This is a genomic window from Amycolatopsis rifamycinica (assembly GCF_000695625.1).
Classification (GTDB): domain Bacteria; phylum Actinomycetota; class Actinomycetes; order Mycobacteriales; family Pseudonocardiaceae; genus Amycolatopsis; species Amycolatopsis rifamycinica.
The window spans coordinates 140,713-166,270 of record NZ_JMQI01000026.1; the positions used below are offsets into that span (position 1 = coordinate 140,713).

At 70.7% G+C, this 25,558-nt stretch carries 22 protein-coding genes and 1 pseudogene; 8 read left to right on the plus strand and 15 right to left on the minus strand.

Annotated features, from left to right (window positions below; translation table 11 throughout):
• Window positions 1-11: 11 nt before the first annotated feature.
• Window positions 12-479 (plus strand): peptide-methionine (R)-S-oxide reductase MsrB, encoded by a 468-nt coding sequence (gene msrB / locus DV20_RS12680; RefSeq protein ID WP_043779709.1) that lies wholly within the window; start codon window positions 12-14, stop codon window positions 477-479.
• Between the two features lie 55 nt (window positions 480-534).
• The gene (locus tag DV20_RS12685; RefSeq protein ID WP_043779711.1) at window positions 535-1,086 is read left to right on the plus strand and encodes an MOSC domain-containing protein; all 552 of its coding nucleotides are present in this window, start codon (window positions 535-537) and stop codon (window positions 1,084-1,086) included.
• Window positions 1,087-1,231: 145 nt separating this feature from the next.
• Here DV20_RS12685 and DV20_RS12690 read toward each other — a convergent pair whose 3' ends face one another.
• Window positions 1,232-2,290 (minus strand): TIGR03557 family F420-dependent LLM class oxidoreductase, encoded by a 1,059-nt coding sequence (locus DV20_RS12690; RefSeq protein WP_235190805.1) that lies wholly within the window; start codon window positions 2,288-2,290, stop codon window positions 1,232-1,234.
• A gap of 152 nt (window positions 2,291-2,442) precedes the next feature.
• Here DV20_RS12690 and DV20_RS12700 point away from each other — a divergent pair, with 152 nt between their 5' ends.
• Entirely contained in the window at window positions 2,443-4,590 is a 2,148-nt protein-coding gene (locus DV20_RS12700) for an FUSC family protein (RefSeq protein WP_043779718.1), read from the plus strand.
• 39 nt (window positions 4,591-4,629) lie between these two features.
• On the opposite strand, the gene DV20_RS12705 is transcribed toward DV20_RS12700, so the two are convergent.
• The 9 genes from DV20_RS12705 to DV20_RS12745 form a co-directional block, all read right to left on the minus strand.
• The gene (locus DV20_RS12705) at window positions 4,630-5,892 is read right to left on the minus strand and encodes a serine hydrolase domain-containing protein (protein WP_084093449.1); all 1,263 of its coding nucleotides are present in this window, start codon (window positions 5,890-5,892) and stop codon (window positions 4,630-4,632) included.
• Between the two features lie 137 nt (window positions 5,893-6,029).
• Complete coding sequence (locus tag DV20_RS12710; RefSeq protein WP_152603692.1) at window positions 6,030-7,142, minus strand: DUF1648 domain-containing protein; 1,113 nt, start codon at window positions 7,140-7,142, stop codon at window positions 6,030-6,032.
• 80 nt (window positions 7,143-7,222) lie between these two features.
• Window positions 7,223-7,636 carry a GntR family transcriptional regulator gene (locus DV20_RS12715; RefSeq protein ID WP_043779726.1) on the minus strand — a complete coding sequence of 138 codons (414 nt, stop codon included), beginning with the start codon at window positions 7,634-7,636 and terminating at the stop codon, window positions 7,223-7,225.
• A gap of 239 nt (window positions 7,637-7,875) precedes the next feature.
• Window positions 7,876-9,012, minus strand: a complete 1,137-nt coding sequence (locus tag DV20_RS12720; RefSeq protein ID WP_043779727.1) for a CaiB/BaiF CoA transferase family protein — start codon at window positions 9,010-9,012, stop codon at window positions 7,876-7,878.
• A complete protein-coding gene (locus tag DV20_RS12725) occupies window positions 9,009-10,157 on the minus strand; it encodes an acyl-CoA dehydrogenase family protein (RefSeq protein ID WP_043779729.1) in 1,149 nt (382 codons plus the stop codon). Before DV20_RS12725 ends, DV20_RS12720 begins: the two co-directional genes overlap by 4 nt.
• Window positions 10,158-10,171: 14 nt before the next feature.
• The gene (locus DV20_RS12730) at window positions 10,172-11,107 is read right to left on the minus strand and encodes an SDR family NAD(P)-dependent oxidoreductase (RefSeq protein WP_235190806.1); all 936 of its coding nucleotides are present in this window, start codon (window positions 11,105-11,107) and stop codon (window positions 10,172-10,174) included.
• Window positions 11,020-12,621: a nitrilase-related carbon-nitrogen hydrolase gene (locus DV20_RS12735; protein WP_051735950.1), complete on the minus strand. Its 1,602-nt coding sequence runs from the start codon at window positions 12,619-12,621 to the stop codon at window positions 11,020-11,022. Before DV20_RS12735 ends, DV20_RS12730 begins: the two co-directional genes overlap by 88 nt.
• A gap of 81 nt (window positions 12,622-12,702) precedes the next feature.
• Entirely contained in the window at window positions 12,703-13,905 is a 1,203-nt protein-coding gene (locus DV20_RS12740; RefSeq protein ID WP_043779732.1) for a lipid-transfer protein, read from the minus strand.
• A gap of 26 nt (window positions 13,906-13,931) precedes the next feature.
• Complete coding sequence (locus DV20_RS12745; protein WP_043779733.1) at window positions 13,932-14,768, minus strand: MaoC/PaaZ C-terminal domain-containing protein; 837 nt, start codon at window positions 14,766-14,768, stop codon at window positions 13,932-13,934.
• 149 nt (window positions 14,769-14,917) lie between these two features.
• Between DV20_RS12745 and DV20_RS12750 the strand changes: the two genes are divergently transcribed.
• On the plus strand, window positions 14,918-15,943 hold the full coding sequence (locus DV20_RS12750) for an AraC family transcriptional regulator (protein WP_043779736.1): 1,026 nt from the start codon (window positions 14,918-14,920) through the stop codon (window positions 15,941-15,943).
• A 26-nt stretch (window positions 15,944-15,969) separates the two neighbouring features.
• On the opposite strand, the gene DV20_RS12755 is transcribed toward DV20_RS12750, so the two are convergent.
• The 5 genes from DV20_RS12755 to DV20_RS43070 all read right to left on the minus strand — a co-directional run bounded on the left by DV20_RS12755 (window position 15,970) and on the right by DV20_RS43070 (window position 22,394).
• The gene (locus DV20_RS12755; RefSeq protein WP_268747412.1) at window positions 15,970-17,778 is read right to left on the minus strand and encodes an AMP-dependent synthetase/ligase; all 1,809 of its coding nucleotides are present in this window, start codon (window positions 17,776-17,778) and stop codon (window positions 15,970-15,972) included.
• Window positions 17,779-17,975: 197 nt separating this feature from the next.
• Window positions 17,976-18,494, minus strand: coding sequence for a hypothetical protein (locus tag DV20_RS12760; RefSeq protein ID WP_043779739.1), 519 nt, complete (start codon window positions 18,492-18,494; stop codon window positions 17,976-17,978).
• A 27-nt stretch (window positions 18,495-18,521) separates the two neighbouring features.
• Window positions 18,522-19,313 carry an FHA domain-containing protein gene (locus DV20_RS12765; RefSeq protein ID WP_051735952.1) on the minus strand — a complete coding sequence of 264 codons (792 nt, stop codon included), beginning with the start codon at window positions 19,311-19,313 and terminating at the stop codon, window positions 18,522-18,524.
• On the minus strand, window positions 19,310-20,458 hold the full coding sequence (locus DV20_RS12770) for a right-handed parallel beta-helix repeat-containing protein (RefSeq protein ID WP_152603693.1): 1,149 nt from the start codon (window positions 20,456-20,458) through the stop codon (window positions 19,310-19,312). Before DV20_RS12770 ends, DV20_RS12765 begins: the two co-directional genes overlap by 4 nt.
• 127 nt (window positions 20,459-20,585) lie before the next feature.
• A complete protein-coding gene (locus DV20_RS43070) occupies window positions 20,586-22,394 on the minus strand; it encodes a serine/threonine-protein kinase (RefSeq protein WP_152603694.1) in 1,809 nt (602 codons plus the stop codon).
• Window positions 22,395-22,561: 167 nt separating this feature from the next.
• Here DV20_RS43070 and DV20_RS12780 point away from each other — a divergent pair, with 167 nt between their 5' ends.
• The 4 genes and pseudogenes from DV20_RS12780 to DV20_RS47320 all read left to right on the plus strand — a co-directional run.
• Window positions 22,562-22,996 carry a hypothetical protein gene (locus DV20_RS12780; RefSeq protein ID WP_043779743.1) on the plus strand — a complete coding sequence of 145 codons (435 nt, stop codon included), beginning with the start codon at window positions 22,562-22,564 and terminating at the stop codon, window positions 22,994-22,996.
• A gap of 395 nt (window positions 22,997-23,391) precedes the next feature.
• On the plus strand, window positions 23,392-23,718 hold the full coding sequence (locus DV20_RS12785) for a hypothetical protein (protein WP_043779745.1): 327 nt from the start codon (window positions 23,392-23,394) through the stop codon (window positions 23,716-23,718).
• A gap of 394 nt (window positions 23,719-24,112) precedes the next feature.
• Window positions 24,113-24,931 carry a helix-turn-helix domain-containing protein gene (locus DV20_RS12790; protein ID WP_043779748.1) on the plus strand — a complete coding sequence of 273 codons (819 nt, stop codon included), beginning with the start codon at window positions 24,113-24,115 and terminating at the stop codon, window positions 24,929-24,931.
• 363 nt (window positions 24,932-25,294) lie between these two features.
• Window positions 25,295-25,471 (plus strand): annotated as a pseudogene (locus DV20_RS47320) (NAD(P)-binding protein); the annotation flags it as partial.
• Window positions 25,472-25,558 lie beyond the last annotated feature (87 nt).

The following is a 25,558-nucleotide window of genomic DNA, read 5'->3' on the forward strand; positions in this document are numbered from 1 at the left end:
AAGGGAGAGCTGTGCCTCAGCAGGCCGAGTACCACAAGAATCCGGAATCCGTGTCGCGGCTGGACCCGGAGCAGTACCGCGTGACCCAGCAGGACGGCACGGAACGTCCGTTCGCGAACGCGTACTGGGACAACCACGAGCCGGGCATCTACGTCGACGTCGTGTCCGGCGAGCCGCTGTTCGCTTCGGTCGACAAGTACGACAGCCGGTCCGGGTGGCCGAGCTTCACCAAGCCGATCGCCGAGTCGAACGTCGTCGAGCGGGAAGACTTCAGCCACGGGATGATCCGGGCGGAGGTCCGCTCCCTGCACGGGGACAGCCACCTCGGCCACGTCTTCAACGACGGCCCGCTCGACAAGGGCGGAATGCGCTACTGCATCAACTCCGCGTCGTTGCGCTTCGTCCACCTCGACGACCTGGAAGACGCGGGCTACGGCGACTACCGCACCCTGTTCACCGACGAGACCGACGGCCAGTGAGAACACCGGCGCGCGAACCCGGAGTTCGCGCGCCGGCCCGATCGAGGAGAACCCCATGCCCGACACGATCTCAGCCCCCGTGGAGATCGTCGCGCTGCTGGTCTCCTCCACACACGCTTTCGAAGGCCGCCCCCCGGACGGCCCGCGGCCCGACCCGGAACCCGCCGAGCGCGACGAGGTGACCGTGCGCGCCACGCTCGGGCTCGTCGGTGACCGGTACTTCAACCAGCCCGCCCACCGCCGGGCCGCCGTCACCCTCTTCGCCGCCGAGTCCCTCGACATTCTCGCCCGGGACCTCGACCTCGCCGTGGTCCCGGGCCCCCACCTGCCGCGACGCAACATCGTCGTGCGCGGGTTTCCCGTCGACGAACTGGCCGCGCCGCGTCGCGGGACCGGAGCCGTCTTCAGCCTCGACTGCGGAGCGGGCGAAGTCCGGTTCCAGGCCTACCGCCCGGCCCACCCGTGCGCCTGGATGGACGTGGTGCTGGCGCCCGGCGCGTTCCGCGGGCTCCGCGGGCGCGGCGGCGTGCGCTGCGCTCCTCTCGACGACGGAATCCTGCGGGTCGGTCCCGCGACCCTCACCGTGGTGCGCTCCCCCGCGGCCTGACGCACCACCCTCGCTTTCTCTGATGTCCGGGAACGCCTGGGCCTGGTTCGGGTCGGTCACGACCGCGAAGGAACCGACGCCGCTGGACACCATGACCACCCGCGGCTGGTCGGCCGCCCGCAGCAGGGGCAGGAACGCGTGGCCGTCAGTGGAACTCGGGCAGGACGTGCTGCTGCCAGCCGCGGAAGAAGCCCTCGTGATCGTCGCCGACCTGCTGCACGTAGATCTCGTCGACCCCGGCGTCGACGTACTGGCGGACGCGTTCCGCGTGCGCCTTCGGGTCGTCGCCGCACACGATCGCCTCCCCGACGTCCTCGCGCGGAACGAACGACGTCGCCGCCTCGAAGTCCTCCGGCCGCGGCAGGATCTGGGCCAGCTGCCCGGGCAGGACGTCGTTGGCCCAGAGCCGGTGCGCCCGGTCCAGCGCCGCTTCGGCGTCGGCGTCCCAGCAGACCTTCATCCCGGCCTGCACCGGCTTGTCCCCGCCGCCGGCTTCGCGGAAGGCCCGGACCAGGTCGGCGTCCGGGACGACCGTGCAGTACCCGTCGCCGATCCGTCCGGCGAGCTTCGTGGCCTGTGGCCCGAACCCGGACACGTAGATCGGCACCGGACGGTCCGGCACGGTGTAGATCCGCGCGTCCTGCACCTCGTAGTGCTTCCCGTGGTGACTCACGGCTTCGCCGCGCACCCCCGCCTCGTGGAGCTTGCGGATGACCTCGACGGCCTCCTCCAGCATCTCCAGACGCTGCCCGGCCGAGGGCCAGGCGTCGCCGAGGATGTGCTCGTTCAGCGCCTCCCCCGAGCCCACGCCCAGCACGAACCGGCCGTCCAGCTGGACCGCGGCCGTGGCGGCGGCCTGGGCGAGCACAGCCGGGTGGATCCGGACGGTCGGGCAGGTGACCGCCGTCGTGATCGGCAGCGAGACGGCTTCCGACAGCGCTCCGATCACCGACCAGACGAACGGGCTCTGGCCCTGCGCGTCGTTCCAGGGGTGGAAGTGGTCCGAGATCCACAGCCGCTGGAACCCGGCGCGCTCGGCCGCGCGGGCCTGGGCGACGAGCTCGCGGGGGCCGTACTGCTCGCACGAAAGGAAGTAGCCGATCGACGTCATGCCGGCCGGATACCCCATCCACCCGGCCGAAACACCACCCGCGCCGGTGATCGCGGCAGCGCACGCGACGAAGCACCCCTCAGTGGCGCTCACCCCGCGCTCGGCCGGTGCCGCCGTCGGCTTCGGTTCCGGGCAGCCGCGGTCCGGACACCCGCGGAACCGGGCCGAAGACCGCTTCACCGGCTGATCGGCCGCGGTCTCGCCACCAGGGCATTCGCGACGCCACCGCCGTCTATGCTCGGCCGGTGGCGATCGACTCCCCCGCTCTGAACACCCGCCGGGCAGCGCCCCGGGACTGGATCCCGCGGTGGTCGTCGACCGCCGCCCTGCGCGCCGTCCGCGCCACCCTCGTGGTTCCCGTCCTCTTCGCGGTCAGCATCACGGTGATCGGCGACCTGCAGGTGGCGACGTTCGCCGCCTTCGGCGGGTTCGCCACGTTGGTCATGGCCTCGTTCGGCGGCGATCGGCGGGACAAGCTGCGCGCCCACTTCGGACTCGCCGTCACCGGCAGCGTCCTGCTGGTCATCGGCACCGCCGCGAGCGCGTCGCTGCTGCTGGCGGCGGTCGTCACGCTCGTCGTCACCTTCCTGGTGCTCTTCGGCGGAGTCGTCGGGCCGAACGCGGCCGCCGGGGGCGTCGCCGCGCTGCTCGCCTACGTCCTCCCGGCCGCCTCCCCCGGCACGATGAGCATGGTGCCGGCCCGCCTCGGCGGCTGGTGGCTGGCCTCGGTGGTCGGCACCGCAGCCGTCCTGCTGCTGTCGCCCCGGTCCCCCGCCACGGCGCTGCGGGACGCGGCGTCGCGGGCGGCCGGCGCGCTGGCCGACCACCTCGACGCGGCACTGCGCGGCGGCACGGGCGTGGACGCGGCGCACGAGGCGGCGGTCGAAGCCAAGCACCACCTGATCGACGAGTTCACCGCGACGCCCTACCGCCCCACCGGGCTGGCCGCCGAAGACCAGGCCCTCGACACCCTGGTGGGCCTGCTCGAATGGTGCGCTTCGGTCATCGCCGACACGACGAGCGAGTACCCGGACCTGAGCGGAGCGCCCGAAGTCGAACGGGAGCTCCTCGTCGAGACCAGCGCCGGCCTGCGCGAAGTCTCCCGGCTGATGGCCGGTCGCCCCGGCTCCTTCGACGCCGGCGAACTGGACCGCAGGATCCAGGCGAGCGTGGAACGGCTGCGCACGCTGGGCTCCGGCACCCCCGGCTACGTCGACGCGGTGCACCTCTCCTTCCACGCCCGCACCGGCGCTTTCGCCGTCCGTGAGGCCGTGACCGAAGCCCGCGCCGCGGTGCCCGGCGGACGACGATCGCGCCTTCCCGGCGGGCTCTCCATGGCCACGCTGGCCCGGGTCGCCTCGCCGCACACGAGCCTGCGGTCGGTGTGGTTCGTCAACAGCCTCCGTGGCGCGGTGGCCCTGACCGCAGCGGTCGTCGTCGCCGGGGCGAGCGGCGTCGAGCACGGGTTCTGGGTGGTGCTGGGCACGTTGTCCGTGCTGCGCGGCAACGCGGCGGCCACCGGGTCGACCGCGCTGCGGGCGCTGATCGGCACCGCGCTCGGCGTCGTCGCCGGTGCGGTGCTGCTGCTGGTCATCGGCACCAGCGCGCCCGCGCTGTGGATCGCCCTCCCGATCGCGGTGCTGGTCGCCGGCTACGCGCCGGGCGCGCTGCCCTTCACCGCCGGCCAGGCGGCCTTCACCGTGACGGTCTCGGTGCTGTTCAACCTGCTCGCCCCGGCCGGCTGGCAGATCGGGGTCGTGCGGATCGAGGACGTCGCGATCGGCTGCGCGGTGTGCCTGGTGGTGGGCGCGCTGTTCTGGCCCCGCGGCGCCCGGGCCGTGGTCGCCGACGACCTCGCCGACGCGTTCCGCGCCGGCGGCGCGTACCTGTCGGCGGCCGCGAACTGGGCGCTCGGCCTCCGCCACGACCAACCTTCCCCCGCCGCGGCGACCGCGGCCGGAGCGCGCCTCGACGACGCACTCCGCGGGTTCCTCAGCGAGCAGGGCACCAAGCACGTCCCCAAGCCCGACCTGTGGCGGCTGGTGATGGGAACCGTCCGCGCGCGACTCACCGCGCACTCGCTGGCCGGGCTCCCGAACCCGCACGTCGAGCCGGACCCGTTCCGCCGGCTCCTCGGCGACCAGGCGGGCCAGCTCGCCGCCTGGTACGACCACCTGGCCTCCCGCCTGGACCGCACCGACCACGGCGACGTCCCCATGCTCGCCCCACCCGTCTTCCCGGACCTCCTCCGGCAACCCGGCGCCTCGGTGCGCGACCTCGCCTGCGCACTGTGGGTCCACGAGCACATCAAGCACATCTCCGCCCGTCTCGCCGAACTCGTCGAGCCGGCCGGCGTGGTGGCCGCCCAGCGCCACCGCCCCTGGTGGCGGTAAGTGAACCAGGGCGACGCTGGAGGAATCAGAACGCCGGCGTCAACGGGCCGACGCCGTGTCGGGGCCGCAGAGCGCGTGGTTGACGAGGTCGTACGCGAGGTCCGTCGCCGGCAGGTTGACGCCGGGATCCGGCTTCGGCGAGTCGGTGTTGATGGACACGACCACGCTCCGAGAACCGTCTGATGTCACCCCGTTGCGGGTTTTGAAGCCGTGGATGTCGCCGCCGTGCGTCCACGCACCGCCGCAGGAGTTGGGGACGTACATGATACCCAGCCCGTACCGCACGCCCGGCAGGATCTTGCGGAAGACGTCATCGGTGTCGACAGTGGTGCGCATTTGCGCGAGCTGGGCGGGTTTGAGCACCTTGCCGCCCAGCAGAGCGCGCAGGAACCGGTTGGTGTCGTCGACGGTGCTGATCATTTCCCCCGCCGCGTTCGCCCACGACGGGTTCATCACGGTCGCGTCGATCTCGGCACCGAACTTCGGGTCCTCGGCCGTGGCCCCGTCCCCGGGGAATCGCTGGTAGCCGACGGCGTGGGGGGCGGGAAGCGTCGTTTTCGTTCCGGGAATGGAGGTGTTGTCGAGCTTGAGCGGCTTGATGATGCGCCTGGTCACCTCGTCGCGCCAGCTGTTGCCGGTGACCGCACCGATGATCATGCCGGCGAGCAGGTAGTTGGTGTTCGAGTAACTCCATGACGCCCCCGGCTCGAACAGCGGCGCGGACTTCATGGCCAAGGCCATGGCCTCTCGGGGCGTCATGGTCGTGGCGCGCTCGGTCAGGAACTTTTCCTTGTCGCCGAGCCATGGCATGAAGTGGGTGTAGTCGGGCAGCCCGCTCGTGTGCTGCAGAAGCTGCCGGACGGTGATCTTGGCGCCGTCGTTGCCGTTGCCCGCGACCAGACCAGGCAGCCAATGGTCCACGGTGTCATCGAGTGAAAGCCTTCCCTCGCCGACAAGCTGGAGCAGCGTCGCCGCCACGAAGGTTTTCGTGAAGCTGCCGATCCGGAACTTCGCCTCCCAGGGCACCGGCATCCGGGTGATGCGGTTCCCCACCCCGCTGCGGACTTTGACGTCGCCGTTCTTGCCGTCCAGGCCGACCAGCACCCCGGGGGCGCCGAACTTCAACAACGCGTCGGCGTCGCGTTGTGCGACGACGCGGGGAGTGTCGGACGACGGGCGGGTGGTTGCGTCCGAAATCGGGGTTCCGGCGGCCAGAACCGATGCCACCACTACAGTCGCAACCGAGGCGAGCGCAAAATTCTTCTTGGTACTGACCGGGGTTGAATTTGCGTGCGAAACCATTGGTTTTCCTTTCGTGAATGGAATTTTTGACACCATTGTTCGTCCTGTTTACATCGCGAAAGCGCTTTCTAGACGCCTCAAACCGTGATGACCACAGGTGAAATTACGGGAAACAGACCCAGAGTTACCCTTTGTTTCTACAAAAGGGCGAGTATTCCTGCTGCGACGCCCGCCGCGGCGAGCGTCGCCGCCACGCCGGCGAGGAAGCGCGGGTTACCGAGGTTGACGGTCCAGCCACCGCCCACCCGGCTGGGCACCAGTACCGCCGGGTCGTCGGCATTGACGTAGAACAGCCCAGCAGCCATCGCGTGACGGTCGTCGTCTCGGCGCACGAAACCGGTTGGCGCCTCCGCGTCCGCCATGGACACCCTGCGCCGCCCGCCTCCGACCCGCAGAACCAGGTGCGCAGCCACCGCGAGCGACGCCGCCACGGGAACGCCGACGATTGTCACCAGAAGCCAGCCGGAGCGGTTGCCACTCCAGATCGCGGCGGAAAGGCCTGACAGCATGAGGTCGAGCAGGGTGGCTATTCCCAGGATGGCGCGAGCCGTGCCGCCGAGATAGTCGCGGTATCGCGCGGCACTTTCGCGAGGCCGCGCAGGGTCCAGCTCCGGCCGGGCGCGCAACACCAAGACGACCATGCCGGCCGTGAGCACGGTGAGCAGCACCTGACCGAAGACCAAACCGAAGGCACTCCAGACCGTGGTGGGATATTCCAGGTAACCGGTTTCTCCGAGCGAATACCGAGGCAGGTTGAGCGTGACGGGCAGGTCCGGGTACACGACGACGCCGGCTAGCGCGGTGACGGCGATGATCAGCGCCGAGGGGATTGTCCACCACCAGGGAAAGCGAACCGGGCTGGTGCGCAGCGAGGTGTCGGTGACTACGCCTTGCCGCAGGTCTCCGTACCAGTTCCCCGCGTCCTTGGCTTGGCTGACCGCGCGGTGAGCGCGTGCCCACAGGGCGGCGGCGGCGAAGCAGAGGACGGCGACACCTACGCCCACGGGCGCAGCACTGTCGAGCAACGCCCCGGCGAGACCGGCGAGCAGCGAGACCACCGAGGTGATGACGAGGAGGGTGCCGCCGTACCGGCGGCGCTGCCGAAGGATCACCGGATCGTCGTTCAGGTCCGGAGGGATCCGGACTCCGAAGGCGATGGACGGCGAACTGAGGCCTGAACGCGGGACGAATTGGAGAACGGCGCCCACCATCGCGGTGATGCCGAAGTCGAAGGCTCCGATGATCAGCACAACGTTCACCTGTTTCGGTTGACGGGAGATCGCGGGAGGGAACGCGGCCTGCCGCGGCCGCCCTTGTCGTGGTGCTCGGTTCACCGTTCACCCGGATCACCGCCCCCGCCGCGACCGGGGAAGCCGGACAGGGTCGCGCGGACGAACTCCAGGACGTCCGCCTTCGGCAGCCCACGGACGTCGGCCTCGGCAAGCAGGGTCCGGGCACGCTGTTTCCAGTCGGCGTCGGCCCCCGCGTCACCGGACGGCTGCTTGACGTCCGGCCGGACGACCGCACCACTTTTCCGGTTGATCCGGATGATCCCCTCGCGGCGCAACAGGTCGTACGCCTTGCTCACGGTGTGGAAGTTGACCGCCAGATCGACGCCCAACTGCCTGGTCGAGGGGAGGTCGGCGCCGGCCGCCAGTTCTCCGTCGGCGATGGCCTCGACTATGCGGTCGCGGATCTGCTGGTAGATCGGCGTCTCGCTGTCGAGGTCCAGGATGAGGTGCACACCAGGCACTCTATCTGATCTACATCTAATAGAACAGAGGTCCACCAGAAAAGTTCGCCGGCCTCCGCGCCGACACGGACGGCAACGGCGCGCTGGTGGCGCCACACCCGGGGTGAGCTCGCCGACGAAGTCGCCGTTGGTCAGGACGCGATGGGCTGACCTTCGCCGAACTGGACCGCATCTCCGGCCGGCCCGTGGCCGGCCTCCACCGGCTCGGGCCGGCGCCGGGCGGGAGCAGGCTACCGGTCGAGCTCGCCGGAACCACCGATCTCGGCAAGCACTTCTTCCGTGTGCTCCCCGAGTTTCGGCGCTCGGCCCGGCATGGTCACGAGGTGACGGGAAAACCGCGGAGCGGGCATCGCCTGCAGGACACCGTCCACTTCGAGCAAGGTGCGGCGTTCGGTCAGCTGTGCGTGTCCAGCGGCTTCGCGCATGGACAGGACCGGGGCCACGCAGGCGTCGCTTCCGGCGAAGATATCGGTCCATTCCTGCTGGGTACGGGTGGCGAAGGCGTCGGCGATCGTCGTGCGCAGGTCGTCCCAGCGAGTGCGGTCGTACTGGGTTGCCGGCTCTGCCTCGACACCCAGAAGCCGCACGAAAGCGGCGAAGAACGCAGGTTCCAGGGCACCGACGGCCATGTACCGGCCGTCCGCCGTGCGGTAGACGGAGTAGAACGGCGCGCCGCCGTCGATCAGGTTGGCTCCGCGCTGGTCGGTCCACCGGTCCTCGGCGAGCAGACTGTGGACGATCGCCAGCATGTGCGCTGTCCCGTCGACGATCGCCGCGTCGACGACTTGCCCGTGGCCGGTGGATCTCGCTTCCCACAGCGCGGCCAACACGCCCATCACCAGGTACGTCGCGCCGCCGCCGATGTCGCCGACGACGTTGAGCGGGATTTGGGGCGGTCCGCCGGCCTCGCCGATCGCGTGCAACGCACCCGTGGGCGCGATGTAGGTGATGTCGTGGCCCGCGGTGGCGGCCGCCGGGCCGCTCTGGCCCCAGCCGGTCATCCTGCCGTAGACGAGCCGGGGGTTGCGGGCCCACAGATCCTCCGGACCGAGGGCCAGCCGCTCGGCGACTCCGGGGCGGAATCCTTCCAGGAACACGTCGGCCGTGGCGCAGAGATCGAGCAGTGTCCGGACGGACTCCGGGCGCTTGAGGTCGAGCAGAACCGACCGTTTGCCGCGGCCCAGCAGGTCGGAGCCGGGGCCCGCCATCTCCAGGAAGCCGCGGGACGGGCGATCGATGCGGATGACATCGGCGCCCATCTCGGCGAGGATCATGGCGGCGAACGGGCAGGGCCCCAGACCGGCCAGCTCGACGACACGAACACCGGCGAGAGGGCCGCCGGCCGGCTCCGGCTCAGCCTCGTTCACGGCGCCAGCTCCAGGGCACGACCGACGATCTCCTTCATGATTTCCGTGGTACCTCCGTAGATCCTCGAGACCCGGGCGTCCGCATACGCCCGGGCGACCGGGTATTCGAGCATGTACCCGTAGCCGCCGTGCAGTTGCACGCAAGCGTCGACGACCCGTCCTTGCAGCTCGGTGCTCCACCACTTGGCCTTGGCCGCGTCGACCGCGGAGAGCTCCCCCGCGTTCAGCTCTTCCACGCACCGATCGAGGAAGTGCTGCGCCAGGTCGAGTTCGGTGTCCATCTCGGCCAGCCGGAACCGGGTGTTCTGCAACGCGCCGATCGGGGCGCCGAAAGCGTGCCGGTCCCGGACGTGGCCGACCGTCGCCGTGAACGCCGCCCGTGCCTGCGCCACCGCCCCGATCGCCACGGAAAGCCGCTCCTGCACCAGATTGCCGGTGAGCCCGGCGAATCCGGCCCCCTCGGCGCCGAGCCGGTTGGCCACGGGGACCCGGACGTCGGCCAGCGACAACTCGGCGGTGTCCTGCGCGTGCTGGCCGATCTTGTCCAGATTGCGCCCACGCGTGAACCCGTCCATCCCCCGTTCGAGCACCAGCAGGCTGAGTCCCCGGTGGGGATGGTCTCCCGTGCGCACCGCCGTGACGACGAGGTCGGCGTTGATCCCGTTGGTGATGAAGGTCTTCGTCCCGTTGACGACGTAGTGGTCACCCTCCCGGCGGGCCGTGGTCCGGATTCCGGACAGGTCCGAACCGGTGCCGGGCTCCGTCATCGCCACCGCGGCGATCACCTGCCCGGTCGCGATCCCGGGGAGCCACCTCCCGCGCTGTTCCTCGGTCGTGAGGTGGAGAAGGTAGGGCAGGACGACGTCGGCTTGCAACGACGGACCCGCCATGGCGGGGGCGACGCCGAGTGCCGCCGACTCTTCGAGGACCACCGCGTTGAAGCGGAAGTCCCTGACACCGGCACCGCCGTAGGTCTCCGGAACCGCGGCGAACATGCCGAGGGAACCGGCCGTCACGAACAGAGCACGCGGGACGATGCCGGCCCGCTCCCACTCCGGGTAGTACGGGACGACTTCCCTCTCCAGCATCGTCCGCACACTCTCGCGGTACGTTTCGTGATCGGCTTCGAACAAGGTGCGTCGCATGGTTGTGATCGCTTTCAGAGAGTCATACCGCCGCCGCAGACGACGGTCTGCCCGCTCACGTAGTCCGATTCCGGCAGGCACAGCAGGGAAACCGCGCCGGCGGCCTCGGCGGGTGTGCCGGTACGGCCCAGCGGGATCATCTGCTCGGCGGCCGCGAGCAGTTGCGGGTTCACCCCGACCTTGATGTCCCGGCCGGCGACGGTGATCGTGCTGTCGCCGCCGGCTGAGGCGTCCGTCAACCGCGTGCGGATGAAGCCGAAGGCCACGGCGTTGACGGTGACGTTGTACCGGCCCCATTCCTTCGCGAGCGTCTTGGTCATCCCGAGGATTCCGGCTTTCGCGGTGGAATAGTTGACCTGCCCGGCATTGCCTCCGGTACCGGCGAGGGAGGAGACGTTGACGACCTTGCGGCAAAGGACGGGCTCGCCGGCCTCCTTGGCCTTGCGGACCGCCGCCGCGATCACCGGCTGGGCCGCGCGCAGGATGCGGAAGGGCGCGGTCAGGTGCACGTCGATGATGGCTTCCCACTGCTCGTCGGTCATCTTCTGGATGACCGAATCCCAGGTGTAACCGGCATTGTTGACGATGATGTCCACGCCGCCGAAGGTGTCGACCGCCGTGTCGACGAACCTCTGGGCGAACGCGGGGTCGGTGACGCTGCCGGCACACGCGGCCGCCACCCCGCCGCGGGCTTCCACCTCCTTGGCCACTTCCAGTGCCGGTTCGTGGTCCAAGTCGTTCACCACGACGCGGGCGCCGTCCGCGGCCAGCTTGAACGCGATCTCCCGGCCGATTCCCCGTCCGGCTCCGGTCACCAGTGCGGTGCGGCCGTCCAATTTCCCCATGGGTCGAGTCCTCTCTTTCACGTCGTTTTCCTCCGCGCAGCCGAGCTGACCGTCCGCGGCCGCCGGATGGCCAAGCCGATCGCCACCACGGTCAGCGCCGCACACAGCCAGGAGAAGGCATCGCCGATCACCCGGTACACCGTCACCGTCCCCCTCGTCGGCACATCCGTGATCCACGGCAGGTTGTCCCCGGTCGTGGTGTCCTGCTGGGACAGCACGTGCCCTTGCCGGTCGAAGGCCTGCGACGAGCCGTTCACGTCCGACCGGACCAGGGCGTAGCCGTTTTCGACCGCGCGCAAGCTCGCCATCTGGGTGTGGATGCGGCCCATCTCGGGCCAGTCGCCCCCGGGAACGAGCATGATGTCCGCCGCAACGTGCGCCCCAGCGGGAAAGTCCGCGTCGTAGCAGATGATGTTGGACAGGCGGCCGTACGGGGTGTCGACCACCGGTACCGGCCCGGTGCCGGCGACGTACCGCTCGAGACCGGGAATCGGGTGGTGCTTCTGGTAAGTCCACAACACCCGGCCATCCGGGCCGAGCAGCACCGTTTGGTCGCGTCCGTAAGCCGGCGCGTCATGGGTGTAGACGTTCGCCGCGACGTTGAGGTAGATGCCTTCCTGCTGAGCGAGCGCGCCCGCTTGCGCGAGGAACGCCGGTTCGTCCTCGACTCGCACCCGCGCCGAGTTCTCCGACCAGAAGACGATCTTCGCGCCGGACCGCGCCGCCTTCCGGGTGTCGGCGAAGAGCGGGGCGTTGATCACGTCCGAGGCCGCGCGCACTTTCGCCGCGTCGAGCTTGGACACGGCTTCGAGATCGGTGGGAGCCGTACCCAGGATCCGTTCGGCTGAGGACAACGAAGCCGAGCTCGGGTTGATGCCCGCGACGCGCACGGTCGGCGAGCTCGGTGCGGGCGCGAACGCCAGCCATGCCTGTCCGAGCGCGATGACCGCGGCCAGCACGGCGGCGACGACGGCGACCGGCTTCGCGCTGCGCCACGACGTGCCGTGCTCCCAGAAGTGGTTGGCGGCGGTGGCGACCAGGCCGACCAGGAACGTGATCACGTAGGGGCCGAAGACCGAGATCACCTGGAGCAGGGCGAGGTTCTCGTGCTGGGTGACCGCCAGCAGACCGTAGGCCGTGCCGAACGGGTTGAAGCTGCCCAGCAGGTACGCGACCGTGGTCAGCGCGACGGGGAAAGCGAGCAGCCTGCCGACCCACCCCAGCCGGGGAGCCACCAGGCGATCCGTGAGGTAGGGCAGCACGACCACGGCCGAAAGGAACACCACCCCGGCGACCACCAGCAACGTCAGCGGAACGGCGAGTTGCACGGCCCAGAAGAGGCCGCCGGCGATCAGCACCAGCAACACCGGCGCAAGGCCACGCACCGGCCGGCTGACCCGGAGGAACCTCAGCAGGAAAACCGGGAAGAACCACACGGCCAGCGCGACGTCCCACCGGCCGCCGACGGCGAACAGGTGAAAGATCAACCCCAGGACGAGCCAGAGGTGCCGACGGTGCGGAGAAAGCCTGAGCGCCGGGCCGCCGTCGGTCCGGCGGACCGAACCGAGCAAGCGGCGGACGCCGCTCGGCGGCGCGCTATCGAGGGTGTCGGTCGACATGGCTGCTCCCAACCTGGCCTGCCGGGCAGGCGAAATCCGAAGTGGTGTACCGGGCCGGTCGGCGGCCGCCTGGTCGCGCGTTCATCGCTCGGCCGGCCGGTAGGCGGTGACCACGGCAGCACCGCCGAGCCCGATGTTGTGCGCCAGTGCGACACCGGATCGGGTCGCCGCGGCCGGAACCTGCCGTTTCCCGGCCGTCCCGCGGAGCTGCCACGTCAGCTCCGCACACTGCGCGAGTCCCGTCGCGCCGAGGGGGTGCCCCTTCGAGATCAAGCCTCCCGACGGGTTCACCACCCACGTGCCACCGTGCGTCGTCCGTCCCGCGTCGACGAGCTCGCCGCCTTCGCCCGGTGCGCACAGCCCAAGGGCTTCGTACGTCAGCAGTTCGTTCGTCGAGAAGCAGTCGTGGAGCTCGATGACGTCCACGTCCTCGGGACCGAGGCCCGCCTGGTCGTACACCCGCTGCGCCGCGGTCCGGGACATGTGCGCTCCGACGATCGCGGCCGCGGTGCCGTCGAAGGTGTCTTCCCTGTCCGTCACCACCGACTGGCCCACCACCTCGATCGCTTGCGCTGCGAGGCCGTGGTGGTCGACGAACTCCTCACTCGCCAGAATCGCCGCGGCAGAGCCGTCCGAGGTCGGCGAGCACTGCAGCTTGGTGAGCGGGCCGACGATCGTCGGCGCGGCCAGGATTTCGTCGAGCGAGAACTCGCGTCGGAACTGCGCGAACGGGTTGTCCACCGAATGCCGGTGGTTCTTGTGCGCGATCTTCGCGAACTGCTCGGCGGTCGTGCCGTACTTCTCCATGTGTTCCTGCCCGGCGGCGGCGAACATCCACGGAGCCATCGGCGCCCCGGGTCCGCGCGACTCCGCGAGGGCGCGCACGTGCCGGGACAGCGGCCCTTCCCGATCCGGCCAGACCTCCGACAGCGAGCCGGGCGCCATCTTCTCGAACCCGACCGCGAGAACGCAGTCGGCAAGTCCGCCCTTGACCGACCGCGCGGCCAGCCACAGCGCCGATGATCCGGTGGCGCAGTTGTTGTTCACGTTGACGACCGGCACGCCGGTCGCACCCAGTTCGTAGACGGCGCGCTGTCCGCTGGTGGAGTCGCCGTAGACGTACCCCGCGTACACCTCCTGGACGGCCGAGTAGTCGAGGCCGGCGTCGTTGAGCGCTGCCGTACCGGACTCGGCCACCATCGCCGGGTAGTCCCAGCCTTCGCGTCGTCCTGGCTTTTCGAACTTCGTCATCCCGACCCCGATGACGAACACCTTGCGTGGCATGTCGATCTCCTGCCTTTCGGACTCGGTCAAGCAGCGAATTCGGCTCGGCCGTCGGTGAGGAGGCGCGCACCTTCTCCGTTGACCGTGGTGAAGGCGTACCGGTCCGCCCCGAGCGACCAGACAGAGGTGCTGATCTCCTGACCGGGCCGGCCGGGGGCGCTGAACCGCACCGCCAGCCGCCGCAGCCTGCTCGGGTCGTCCGCGGCGAACGACCTGATCAGCGCGTGGGAAGCGAAAGCCATCGTGCACAAGCCGTGCACGATGATGCCGGGCAGTCCCACCCGGCGCGCGAAGTCCTCGTCGAGGTGGATGGGCATGGTGTCCCCGGACGCCTTCGCGTACCGGAAGGTCTGGTCATCGTCGAACTTCTGGACGATGGTGGCTACGGCGTCCAGGTCCTGCACCCCTTCCGGCGTGCGGTGGACGGGCGCTGTCCGCCCGACGTCGCCCTCGTGCTCGGCCTCGCGGAAGAACGCGGTGAAGTACTGTTCGTTGACCAGGTCGGCTGCTTCGTCGCGCGTCTCCACGACCGTGGTCACCACGACCCCGGAACGTCGCGAGTGGACGCCGACGACCTGCGCACGGGTCGTCAGGACGTCGCCGGGCACGATGGGCCGGCGGATGTGGATGTCGTGCTGCCCGTGCAGGATCTTGCCGGCGACTTCCTCGGGCACGAGCGCGAGGGTTTGGCCGGCCATCGCCGAGAAGCCCGGTACGACCGCGAAGACCGGCGGAGCGAGGGTGCCGTCCAGGTGGGCGGCAATCGGGTCGTTGGTGGCTTCGGCATAGGCGACTGTCCGGTCGGCACTGACGCGGAACTCGGCCGGGTCGCTCCAGAGACCAACTCGGTTCGTGGTGAACATGTCCGGTACGTTAAGGACCGGCCGCGCTCTTTCCGAGAACCGTGCCTAGCGCATATGGGGACCTTCGTGCGCATGGGCCGTGTCACCCCGGCGGAGGACATCCGCCCGGCGCGTAGGTCGCCAGGTCCACCGGGAGTTATATTGCGGGCGTGAGCGGTTCGACGCTGCCGGGCGACATCGTCCGGCGATTGGCGCGCATCGGCGAGCAACGAGGTTTGGACGTCGCCTCGATGCTGCGCCGGACGGGCATCCCGGTCGACGGGTCGGGTCAGCCGCTCACCACGAGGACCACGCCGACGCAGGTGGCCGAGCTGACCCAGGAGCTGTGGATCCTGACCGGGGACGAGCTCTTCGGCCTCGGCCCGGCCGCGCCGAGAGGCCTGTTCCAGCTCGTGATGCGGTCGGTGATCCACGCGCCCGACCTGCAGGCCGCTCTCCAGCGGCTGACGGAGGCCGGCAAGGTGCATCCCGGGATGCCCGGGCTGGCGGTGTCGGTCGATGGCGAAACCGTGCACGTCGAAATCGACGTCAGCCGGCTGAACGATCCCGATCACCTCGGCGCCGAACTCCTCGCCACGCTCGTGCACCGCATGCTGGGCTGGCTCGTCGGGCGCCGCATCGCCCTGCTGGACCTGCGGCTGCCGTGGCCGGCACCCGAGTACGCGGCCGACTACGAGCGCGTGTTCGGCCGGCACCCGGCTTTCGACGCCGACCGGCTCAGCTTCGCCTTCGACAAGCGCCTGCTGACCTTGCCCTTGGTACGGGACGAAGACGAACTCGCGGACTACCTCCGCGATCAGCCGAACGTCTGGTTCACCACCCGCGACTACGGATCGTCGACGGCCGACCACGTGCGCCGGGTCCTCGAGCGTGGCCTCCGGGGCCACTGGCCGTCCCCGGACACCATCGCCGCCCAGCTCAACGTGAGCACCCAGCACCTGCGCCGGCTGTTGCACGGCGAGCACACCTCGATCGGCCAGATCAAGGAGGACATCCTCCGCGACGCCGCCATCGCGAGCTTGGCCCGCGGTGAAGAGTCGATCGTGGCGCTGGCGCGACGGTTGGGCTTCTCCGAAGCCAGTGCGTTCCGCCGCGCGTTCCGTCGGTGGACGGGGCAGCCGCTCAGCGCGTACCGCGCCGCCGACGCCGGTGGGCCGGTTTCACCGCCCGGGTGAACCCGCTCGCCGTTGATCGGCCCTCTTCACCCGGCCGAAGGCGACTTGGCCTGGTACAGCGCATCGATGTCGGCTGCGTACTTCTCGACGATGTTGTGCCGCCTCAGCTTGTTCGTCGGCGTCAGCTCGTCGCCGCCGGGAGACCAGCTGTCCGGCAGGATGCGGAAGTACTTGATCTGTTCGACGCGGGACAGCGTGGCGTTGGCCGCCAGAACGCTCGCCTCGACTTCCGCGTGCACCTCGGGCATCGCCGCGAGGGAGGCCAAGTCGTGCTCACCCGGCAAGCGCCGTTCGGCGGCGAACTTCCGGACCGCGTCGACGTCGAGGGTGACCAAGGCGACCACGTAGGGGCGCCGGTCGCCTACCGCGACGACGGAATCGGCCAGCGAACACGCGGCCAGGACGGCGTTCTCGATGTTGGCGGGCGACATGTTCTTCCCGGACGCGTTGATGATCAGCTCCTTCTTGCGGTCGACGATCGTGACGTACCCGGCGGCGTCGACCGTGCCGACGTCGCCGGTGCGGAGCCACCCGTCCGGGCCGAGTGCTTCCGCGGTCTTCGCCGGGTTCCCGCGGTAGCCGCGCATCAGGGTCGGGCTGCGCATCAGCAGCTCACCGTCCTCGGCCACCTTCACCTCGATGCCGGGCATCGGTTTCCCGACCGTCCCCGGCCGGACCGCGCCCGGGCGGTTGATCGCTCCCCCGGCCGCCGACTCGGACATCGCCCAGCCCTCGCAGAGCTCGATCCCCAAGCTGAGGAAGAACCAGACGATGTCCGGGGCGATGGGGGCCGCGCCGGTGGCGGTCAGCCCCGACCGGTCCAGGCCGATCCGGGTGCGTAGCCGACGCAGCACCAGCCGGTCGGCGAGCGCGCGCCGGAAGGCCAGCCGGGCGGAGACCGGGCGTCCGGCGGCCTGCCGCTCCGCAACGGCACGACCCGTGGCGAAGGCCCACTCGACCAGGCGACGGCGCGAAGCGGGCTGAGCCGCGATCGCCTGACCGAGCGCCGCTTGCATCTTGTGCCAGAACGCGGGGACGCCCAGGAAGACCGTCGGCCGCACGGCCGGGAGCACCTCGGCGATCGTCTTGAGGTCGGCGACGGTGACGACGGTGGCGCCACCGGCCATCGCGAGGTAGTGGCTGAAGTAGCGATTCGCCACGTGCGCGTCGGGGAGGTAGGAAATCAGCCGACCCTCTGCGGCGCCGGCGGCCATCTCCGGCAAGGCCAGCCCGCTGCGGAGCGACTCCAGGATCGCGCGGTGCTCCAGTTCCACGCCCTTCGGCGGCCCGGTCGTCCCCGACGTGTAGATGATCGTGGCGAGGTCGTCCGGACCGGCGGCCCGCCAGGTGGCGTCGAAGTCGAACTCGTCGGGGCGCAGTGCCTCGAGTTCGGCCAAGGAGATGGTGCCCTCGACGCCGTCGTCCACGCAGATGATGTGCTCCACGAGCCCACCGGCCGCCTTGATCGTGTCCGCCCATTGCCGTTCGGTGATCACCACCCGGTTGCCGGCATCGGTGAACAGGTACCCGATCTGCGTGGCGGGGCTCGTGTTGTAGATCGAGAACGGAACGGCCCCGAGATGCAGCGACGCCGTATCCACGAGGTGGAACTCGGGACGGTTGGTCAGCATGATCGCCACCGCGTCCCCCCTGCGGACACCCAGCGCGGCCAGGCCGCCGGCGATGCGCTCCACGTGCTCGGCGTACCGGCCCCAGGTCAGTTCCACAGCGCCGTCGGAACTGCGCAGGGCAATCCGCTCCCGGCACCGCAGCGCCGTTCGCTGGAAGAGTTCGGGCAGAGTCTGCCCCGCATGCCATCCGTCACCGGTGATCACGAGCGTGCGACCTCCTCGTCTCGGCGCTGCATCCGCTCAACCACCGGAAGTCGCTTCCGGCAGTCCGGGATGGACAATCATCCGGAACATCACCGAGGTCGCCTAGGACCGCAGCGCGCCGCATACAGGACCGCCGCGCGCAAGCCACGGTGACCGGGACAGGTTCACCGCCGGTTCACCGCCGACGCGCCGGCGCACTAGTCCAGGAACTCGGTCATCCGCTCGCGGGACCGGGATCTGCGGGAGCGGACACCTTCGATGTAGGCGTTGCTCGCCGGCAAGTACAGCAGCACCACCCCGATCACCGTGGACACGAAGCCGAGTACCTCGACGACGATGACGGAGACAGTCACTCCCGTGAGAGGCATCTGCCGGCCACGCCCTGCCGCACGCTCGATCAAGTCCTGGTACTCGAGCACGGAAAAGGCTGTTGACAGCAACGCCACCAGACCCAGGACGACCGACGTGATCGTGAGAACGACACGGACGGACCTCAACCCGGTTCGCACCAGCACGCAGAGGATCCAATGCACGAAGGCCGCGGCCAGCAAAGGCGAAACCCGCAGCCCGGTCCGCTGTTCTTCGGCCACCCGGCCGGACGTCTGGGGAATCGTCTCGTCCAACGGCAGGAAGAACAGGGCGATCAGCCAGACGGCAGCCAGCCACAGTCCGGACAGGGCCAAGATGACGGACGCGCGACGCAGGGTTTTCGGCATTTCACCTCCTCAGGCGGCGGCCACACCTCATCCGGGGGACGGCGGTGGCTCGGGCAGTTCGAGCCATTCGAGGTCCATCGGCACCAGCGTCGTCGACAGCACCAGCTCGCGCAGCAGATTCACGGTCAGGGTCAGCCCCACCGGCTCCCCCACCTCCTCCCGCCGCAGCCCGTGCACGCCGGCGTCGGAAAGCCGTTGCCGGACCCGGGAAACGAGGTGCTCGACGCGCTTGACCGTCCAGTTCTCGTGCGGCCGCCGTTCGGCGAGCTCGGCGGCCGCCTGCTGCCGGGACAGCGGCAGCGGGTGGGGGTCGTAGCCGAGGTAGCGCTGCCCGAGCACGGCCAGCACGAGGTGCTCCTCCGGAGAGAGCCGCCACCGTTTCGGCGGCGCCGTCGGCTGCGTCGGGCGGCGCGTGGCCACCCCGGCCTCGCCGCCGGAGACGAGCAGCTCCAGCACGTGCTCACGGGTGCCGCGCAGGAACAGCGCGGTGTAGCCGTCGGCCAGCGGCAGCGGTTCGCTGTCGCGGTGCAGCAGGACGTTGTCGGACAGCCGGATCGGCGAGCGGCCGGTGTTGCTCAGCCACCAGTGGCCCCGCTCGCGCACGAGCAGCCCGTGCACCCGGCTGATCCGCACGTCCTCCTCGCCGACGCAGACGTCGACCTCGAGCCGGTTGCGCCCGAAGGTCACCCGGCTGCCGGGCGAGGGCGGCACCGCGATGCCGCCGGTGACGGTGAGCGCGCTCAACGTGCCCGGCGCGGCGTCGGCGACGCCGTGGCGCAGGCTGCGCCCGCGGTGCGGGTCGAGACGTCCGGTGCTCACGGCCACCTCCGTTCGTAGGCGCCGATGTCGAAGCCCGCGCCGGCGGGCCGGGCGACGCCGTCGAGATCGAACGCGGGAGCGCGCCGGGGGCTGCCGGCGTCCACCGCGGCCGAGCCCGCGGCGAGGTGGTAGTCGCCGCGGGCCGGATCGGTGAACCCCGGGTTCCCGGCGAAGTTGTGGTCGGCGGCGAACGGCCCGGCGTCGACCGGCCCGTCCCCGAACACGTTGTTGCGCAAGATGTTCCTCCCGGTGAACCGGTCGGCGTCGATCAGCAGGGAGCCGCGGGCGTTGCCGGCGAAGGTGTTGTTGACGATCGTCAGGTTCCGCATGGTCCCGGCCGACTCGACCCAGAGGCTCAGCCCGGCCTGCGCGTTGCCGGTGGACAGGTTGTCGAAGACCCGGATGTCCGAGAGCAGCCGGCTTTCCGAGTAGTCCTCGACGGCGAGCCCGATCCCGGCCTTGGTGGCCTCGCGGGTACCGCCGACGACGTTGGCGTAGACGTCCACGGTGGACGATGAGTCGACGTAGATGTCCGGCCCCCGGTTACCGGTCACGACGTTGTGGTGGATCTTCACCCGGGCGGCGTCGTCGTACTTCACGTCGATGCCTTCCTCGCCGTTGTCGTGCACGCGGCAGCCGGACACCTCGACGTCCGACGAACCGGAGGCGATGCTCAGCGCTTCGTGGTCGGCCGCCGTGCCGCGGGAGTTGGTGCCGCGGATGTCGCACTGCGCGACGCGCACCCGCCGGGTGCCGACCAGCACGAGCCCGCCGTCACGGGCGCCGTCGACGCCGAAGCGGTCGAACACGAGGTCGTGCGCGCCCTCGGCGTACACGCCGAAGCCGGTCGAACCGGACACGGTCACGTCGGTGAACTCCAGCCAGCTGTGCCCGCCGACGACCAGGCCGCCGGCGCCCGTCAGCACCGCGGTGCCGCCCGTGCCGGCGAACCGGATCGGGCGGCCCGGGGCGCCGTCGCGGCGGACGGTGAGCCCGCCCGGGTAGCTGCCGGCCTCGATCGCGACCGTGTCGCCCGGGCGGGCCACGTCGGCCGCCGCCTGCACCGCGGCGTACTGCCCGTGCGGCCCCACCCGCCAGGTGCGCGGCGCCGGTCCGGCAGCCCCCTCGGCCGTCGGACCGGCCATGGCCCCCACCAGGAGCGCCACACCGGCCAGTACCCGTATCGCCACTTCTCGTCCCGTCTCCTCCGGCCCGCGAACCCGGCCTCGGCCCTCCCTTTCTAGCCGGGACCGCCGGGGACCGGTCCCCGGTTCACGGCAGGTGCCGGACGAGGACCTCCGCCAGCGAGCGCGCGGTCGCGCACAGCGCGTCACCACCGGCCGCCGTGGTGTCCTCGACGGAGACGACGGCGACCTCCTCCCGATCCGAGGGGGTGCCGGGCAGCACCGGCAACGCCGGGACGTACGGGCGGTGCACGACCTTGACGGCGCACTCCGGATGCCCGCCCGGCACCGGCGCGACGACGGCGTTGCGGTTCCCCACGCGGATCCGGTCGCCCGGCACCTCCTCGTCCGCCTCGATCGGCCATTCCCGGGTGAACTCCACGGTGATCGTGCGGGGATCGTGCTCCCAGGTGCAGCCCCAGCCACCGAACCCGCGATCCGGTTTCTTGGCCCGGCCGAGCACACCCGACGTCGTGGCGTCGTCGAGCAGGCCGCAGGCGTCGACGCGGGCCAGCGACCGCTCGGGAAACGGCCGCTCGCGCGCGGGCAGGGGCCCGTTGGCGAGCTTGGCCAGCACGCCGGAGAGCACCGAATCCGAGAAGTTGCACAGCGGCGCGTCCTGTGCGCGGGTCACCGGGTACGAGGTGACGACGATCCGGTTGGCGTCGGCCAGCGAGATGGCACGCTCGCAGGAGCCGTCGTGGGCTTCGGGATACTCGATTTCGCCCATCTTGCCCGGCACCGGCGGCCGGGGCGGGTACCGCAGCGGGCCGGTCAGCTCGAGCCGGGTCTGCACCTGCCCGGTCTTGTCGGCCAGCGTGGTCGTGACCACGCAGGTGCCGAAGTTCAGCACCTCGGGGTCGACGAACGGCTCCCCGAACCCGGTTAGCGAGTTGAGCGAGATCGCCGCGCACGGGTCCGTCCCGGCGGGGTCGGCACCGAGGGTGTTCGCGCCGGCCGGTGCGCCGTGGGTGGTGGGGCCGGCCGGGGAGCCGTCAGTGGTGGTCCACAGCGGCCGGACGAGGACGAATCCCGCCACCAGCGCGGCCACCGCCGCCACCGCGGCCCCGGCGAGCCACCGGCGGCGCAGGTGGCGTCGCGGCCGCCGGGGCACGGGCGCGTCCGCCGTGAGCAGCGTGACCGCCTCGGCGGCACCGGGCCGGTCGGCCGGGCGCCGGGCCATCAGCGCGTCGAGCACCGGCGCGAACCGGCCCGCGCGCTCGGCGGGCGCGGGCCGTCCGGCGGCGGCGCGGCGCACCTGCGCGAACGGGCCGTCCTCGCCCGAGCCCCACGGCGACCGGCCTTCGATCGCGGCGTAGAGGGTGGCGCCCAGGGAGAAGACGTCCGAGGCGGGCCCGGCTTCGGCGCCGTCGGCCACCTCCGGCGCGACGTACCCGAGCGTGCCGGTCAGCTGGGCGCCGCCGGTGCGGGTGACCTCGGTCCAGCGCGCGATGCCCAGGTCGGTCAGCTTGGCGACGTCGTCCGCGGTCACCAGGACGTTGCCCGGCTTGACGTCGCGGTGGACGATGCCGCGGGCGTGCATGTCCGCGAGCGCCGCGGCGAGCTGCGCGCCGATGCGCCGGACGCGGTCCTCGGGCAGCGGCCCCCCGTCGTCGACGAGTTCCTCGAGGCTCCGGGCGGCCAGGTACTCCGTGACCAGCCACTGGGCGTCCCCGTCGGCGACCGTGTCGAACACGGTGACGACGTTCGAGTGCAGCAGCCCGGCACCGATCCGCGCCTCACGCCGGATCTGCCCGGCGTCCTCGCCCAGCGCCCGCTTGAGCGTCACCTGCCGGCCGAGCTCGAGATCGACCGCCCGCCAGACGACGCCCATGCCACCTCGGCCGAGCTCCTCTTCCAGCCGATAACGGCCGGCCACCACTCGCCCCTTGGTCACCCGGGCAGTCTACGAAATGCCGTATCGATCTGCTGACGCCGCGTCACCACGGCCTGGATCTCGCGGCCGGGGACCGGTCCCGCGGATCCCGCCCGATACTGCGGACGCGGCACGCGGCACGGGAATTCGTGAGGGGAGCAGTGGCCAAGACAGGCGAATATCCACAGGTGCGTCTGGCCTGCATCCACGGCGAGCGGCACCGCGAGCACGCCTCCGTGTTCACGACCACCGTCCGGTACTCGCTGAGCGACATCCCGGTTCCGCGGCCCGCCACCGGCCTCGTCGAAGCCGTGGTGGCCTGCGGATCGTGCGAGAGCCGGTTGCCCGTGCGGGTGTTCAGCCCCGCCACGCGCCGGCGGTGGAAGCTGGCTTGGTCCGGGATGTTCGTGGTGGGGGCGTTGATCGCCACGCCGTCGACCATCCGCCTGCTCGCCTTGGACGCACTCGGCGGCTCACCCCCGCAGCCGTACGTGCTGCCGCTGCTGGCCACGGTGTTCGGCCTCGGCACGGCGGTGATGGGAGCCAGGTTCTTCGTCACCGAAGACGGGGTCCGGCTCACCTCGTTCTGGGGTGCTGCCGGCCACCGCCTCCGCCGGTGGTGACCCGTCAGGGACCGGTGCTCGCGGGCGCTCGCCGTCGCCGTCAACCCGTTTCAGGCCGGCCTGAAACGGGTTGACGTCGCCTTGGGCCCCTTTTACGCTCATCGACATCCGGCACATTCCTGAATATGTGAATTGTTTCGACTGAAAAGTTCGTCGTACCAGAAACGCGTTCTGGGGATCCAACAAAACAGACCCGAGATCGTTGGTATGGCAATCCGTCACTTCCCAATCAAGGGCGCGCGGGGGCCACGCGGTGCGGGGACGCGGCGGATATGGCGTGGCCGGCAGTGACCAGGGTCCGCCGGGGGTGTTTCGGCAGGGAGCCACACGTCGGTTTCTGACTTTCGAGACCCATCCGCAAGTCAAGGAAGAACGAGAAAAGTCAAGGGAGAACGATGAAGAAGTCCCTGTTCGCGCTGGCCATGCTGCCCGCCGCCGGTGCGCTGGCCGTTCTGGGTGCGGGCACCGCCTCCGCCACCACCACGACCAGCGCGGCGTCCCCGATCCAGGTGATGGCGAGCTGCGATCCCATCTGGATGCTGTCCGACCGGGCCGGGGGCAACTGCTACGACATCGCGTTCCGGGTGGGTGTCCGGTGCAAGTCAACCCGCGGTGACTGGCAGGTCTTCTTCAGCGACTGGCACCAGCCGCGCAACCCCGCAACGGCCTTCTGCCCGGCCGGCTGGGAAACCGTGAGCGCCGACTACGACCTTCCCGAATAGGTTCGAGAACGGCCTTCTTGGCGATCACCACCGGGAAGGCCGTTCCACCCCCGCTCGTCCCCGCGGGTGGGCGATCACCGGCCCGGCCGCGGCGCAGCCGGTTGGCTCGCTGGTCCCGGCGTTCGGGAATGGTCGCCGGGACGCGGCGTCGGCGCAGATAAATGCCGATGGCGCGGCTGGAGTAGCCCTTGTCCGCCAGGACCCGGCTGGGCCGCCTCGCCGTCGCCCCCGACCCCGGCGGCGGAACTCGACACCGGCCACGACCTGGCTCGCTCTGCCCGCCGCAGACAAGGAGAGCGCGCTCTGCCAGTTCTGGTTCCGCCGCAATGGTGTCACGCTCAGCTGGGCCTTGCGCAGCTTCCCGGTAGCGTCTCGGACGAAAGTACGATGAGGCATGGCGAACTGGACGCTGGTGCTGCCGCAGCGCGACACGGTCCGCGCGCCCGCCGAACGACGTTCCGCGTGCCCCCACCCCCGGCTGGCCGGGCCGGTGCTCGGCTACGTCTACCACGACTTCCACCGCACGGACGCGCTGCCGTGGCGGTTCACTCCGCTCGGCCTGGTCACCGTGACGCTCGACTTCACCGCGCCCATCCGACGGGTGGTCGACGCGACACACGACCTGCCGGTATCACCGGTGCTCGGCCTGCGCGACCGGCCCCTGGAGGTGGTCCAGTCCGGTCCGTCCCGCGGGATCGCCGTCGCCCTGACGCCGCCCGGCGCGTACGCGCTGTTCGGCATGCCGCTGCGGGAGCTGGCGAACACCACCGCCGGCTTCGCCGACCTGCTCGGCCGGGAGGCGGAACTGCTGACCGAGCGGCTCAGCGAACACCCGGACCCCCGGCTCCTCGACGCCTTCCTCGGCGCGCGGCTGCGCGACCCGGCAACGCCGCCGCGGCCGGTGCTCGGCGCGTGGCACCGCCTCCTGGCCACCCGTGGCCGGGTGCGGATCGAGGACCTCGCCGAAGAAGCCGGCTGGACGCGCCAGCACCTCACCAACCGCTTCCGGGCGGCGTTCGGGTTCGGCCCGAAGACCGTCGCCCGCGTCGTCCGGCTTCAGCACGCGACGTCACTGGCCGGCCGGCTACCGTGGCCGGAGATCGCCCACCGGTGCGGCTACGCCGACCAGTCCCACCTCAACCGCGACTTCCGCGCGATCACCGGGTGCACCCCGACGGAGTACGCGCCCCCTGAAGCCGGGAACCTCGGGTGAATCCGGCGACCCCAGGCCGCAGCCACCCACGCATCGGCGCTGTGAATCAAGCCCGGCCATGCCACCACCGGGTGAGGCCGGCCCCACCGGGCGCATCTGCCTGCACATGGGGGTAGGCCGTCGCGGCGCCGGGTCATGCGCCCGGGAACGCCGAGCTGTGGCGCCGACCCTTAGCTTGGCGTTCCATGCCGGTCCGGCGGCGGCGCACGAGGTCGTCCCGGTCGCCGCGTCTTCTGGACAGCTAGTCGCGCTGGTGTTCGCAGGGGGTCAGGACATCAAGCTGCTCAAGGGGGTCAAGCTTGAATCTGGCTCGGGTTGGGCAGAGCCCTTTCCTGTCAACCGCAGCAATGAAAGATGAGGACCATGCGGATCGGAATCGTCGGTCTCGGCGTCGGCGGAGCCACCGCCGCAGCCGCTATGTCCCAGGACGGTCATGAGGTGACCGTGTTCGAGCAAGCGCCTGCCATCGAGGAGGTCGGAGCCGGCCTCGCTTTGGGACCGAACGCGGTTCGACTGCTGCGCGGCTTGGGCCTTGGTTCCCGGATGGCCGAGCGCGGATGCGTTCGGTCGGGCGAGGGCCTCATGCTCGTGGCTGATCCTCGCCGTGGGCGTGGCCTACGCGGGAGT

Excerpts from the sequence above, each read along its gene's own strand:
- DV20_RS12685 (WP_043779711.1), top strand. The coding sequence starts at position 535 with ATGCCCGACACGATCTCAGCCCCCGTGGAGATCGTCGCGCTGCTGGTC.
- DV20_RS12705 (WP_084093449.1), bottom strand. The coding sequence starts at position 5,892 with ATGGTTTCGCACGCAAATTCAACCCCGGTCAGTACCAAGAAGAATTTT.
- DV20_RS12725 (WP_043779729.1), bottom strand. The coding sequence starts at position 10,157 with ATGCGACGCACCTTGTTCGAAGCCGATCACGAAACGTACCGCGAGAGT.
- DV20_RS12735 (WP_051735950.1), bottom strand. The coding sequence starts at position 12,621 with ATGTCGACCGACACCCTCGATAGCGCGCCGCCGAGCGGCGTCCGCCGC.
- DV20_RS12740 (WP_043779732.1), bottom strand. The coding sequence starts at position 13,905 with ATGCCACGCAAGGTGTTCGTCATCGGGGTCGGGATGACGAAGTTCGAA.
- DV20_RS12745 (WP_043779733.1), bottom strand. The coding sequence starts at position 14,768 with ATGTTCACCACGAACCGAGTTGGTCTCTGGAGCGACCCGGCCGAGTTC.
- DV20_RS12760 (WP_043779739.1), bottom strand. The coding sequence starts at position 18,494 with ATGCCGAAAACCCTGCGTCGCGCGTCCGTCATCTTGGCCCTGTCCGGA.
- DV20_RS12770 (WP_152603693.1), bottom strand. The coding sequence starts at position 20,458 with ATGGCCGGTCCGACGGCCGAGGGGGCTGCCGGACCGGCGCCGCGCACC.
- DV20_RS12785 (WP_043779745.1), top strand. The coding sequence starts at position 23,392 with ATGAAGAAGTCCCTGTTCGCGCTGGCCATGCTGCCCGCCGCCGGTGCG.
- DV20_RS12790 (WP_043779748.1), top strand. The coding sequence starts at position 24,113 with ATGGCGAACTGGACGCTGGTGCTGCCGCAGCGCGACACGGTCCGCGCG.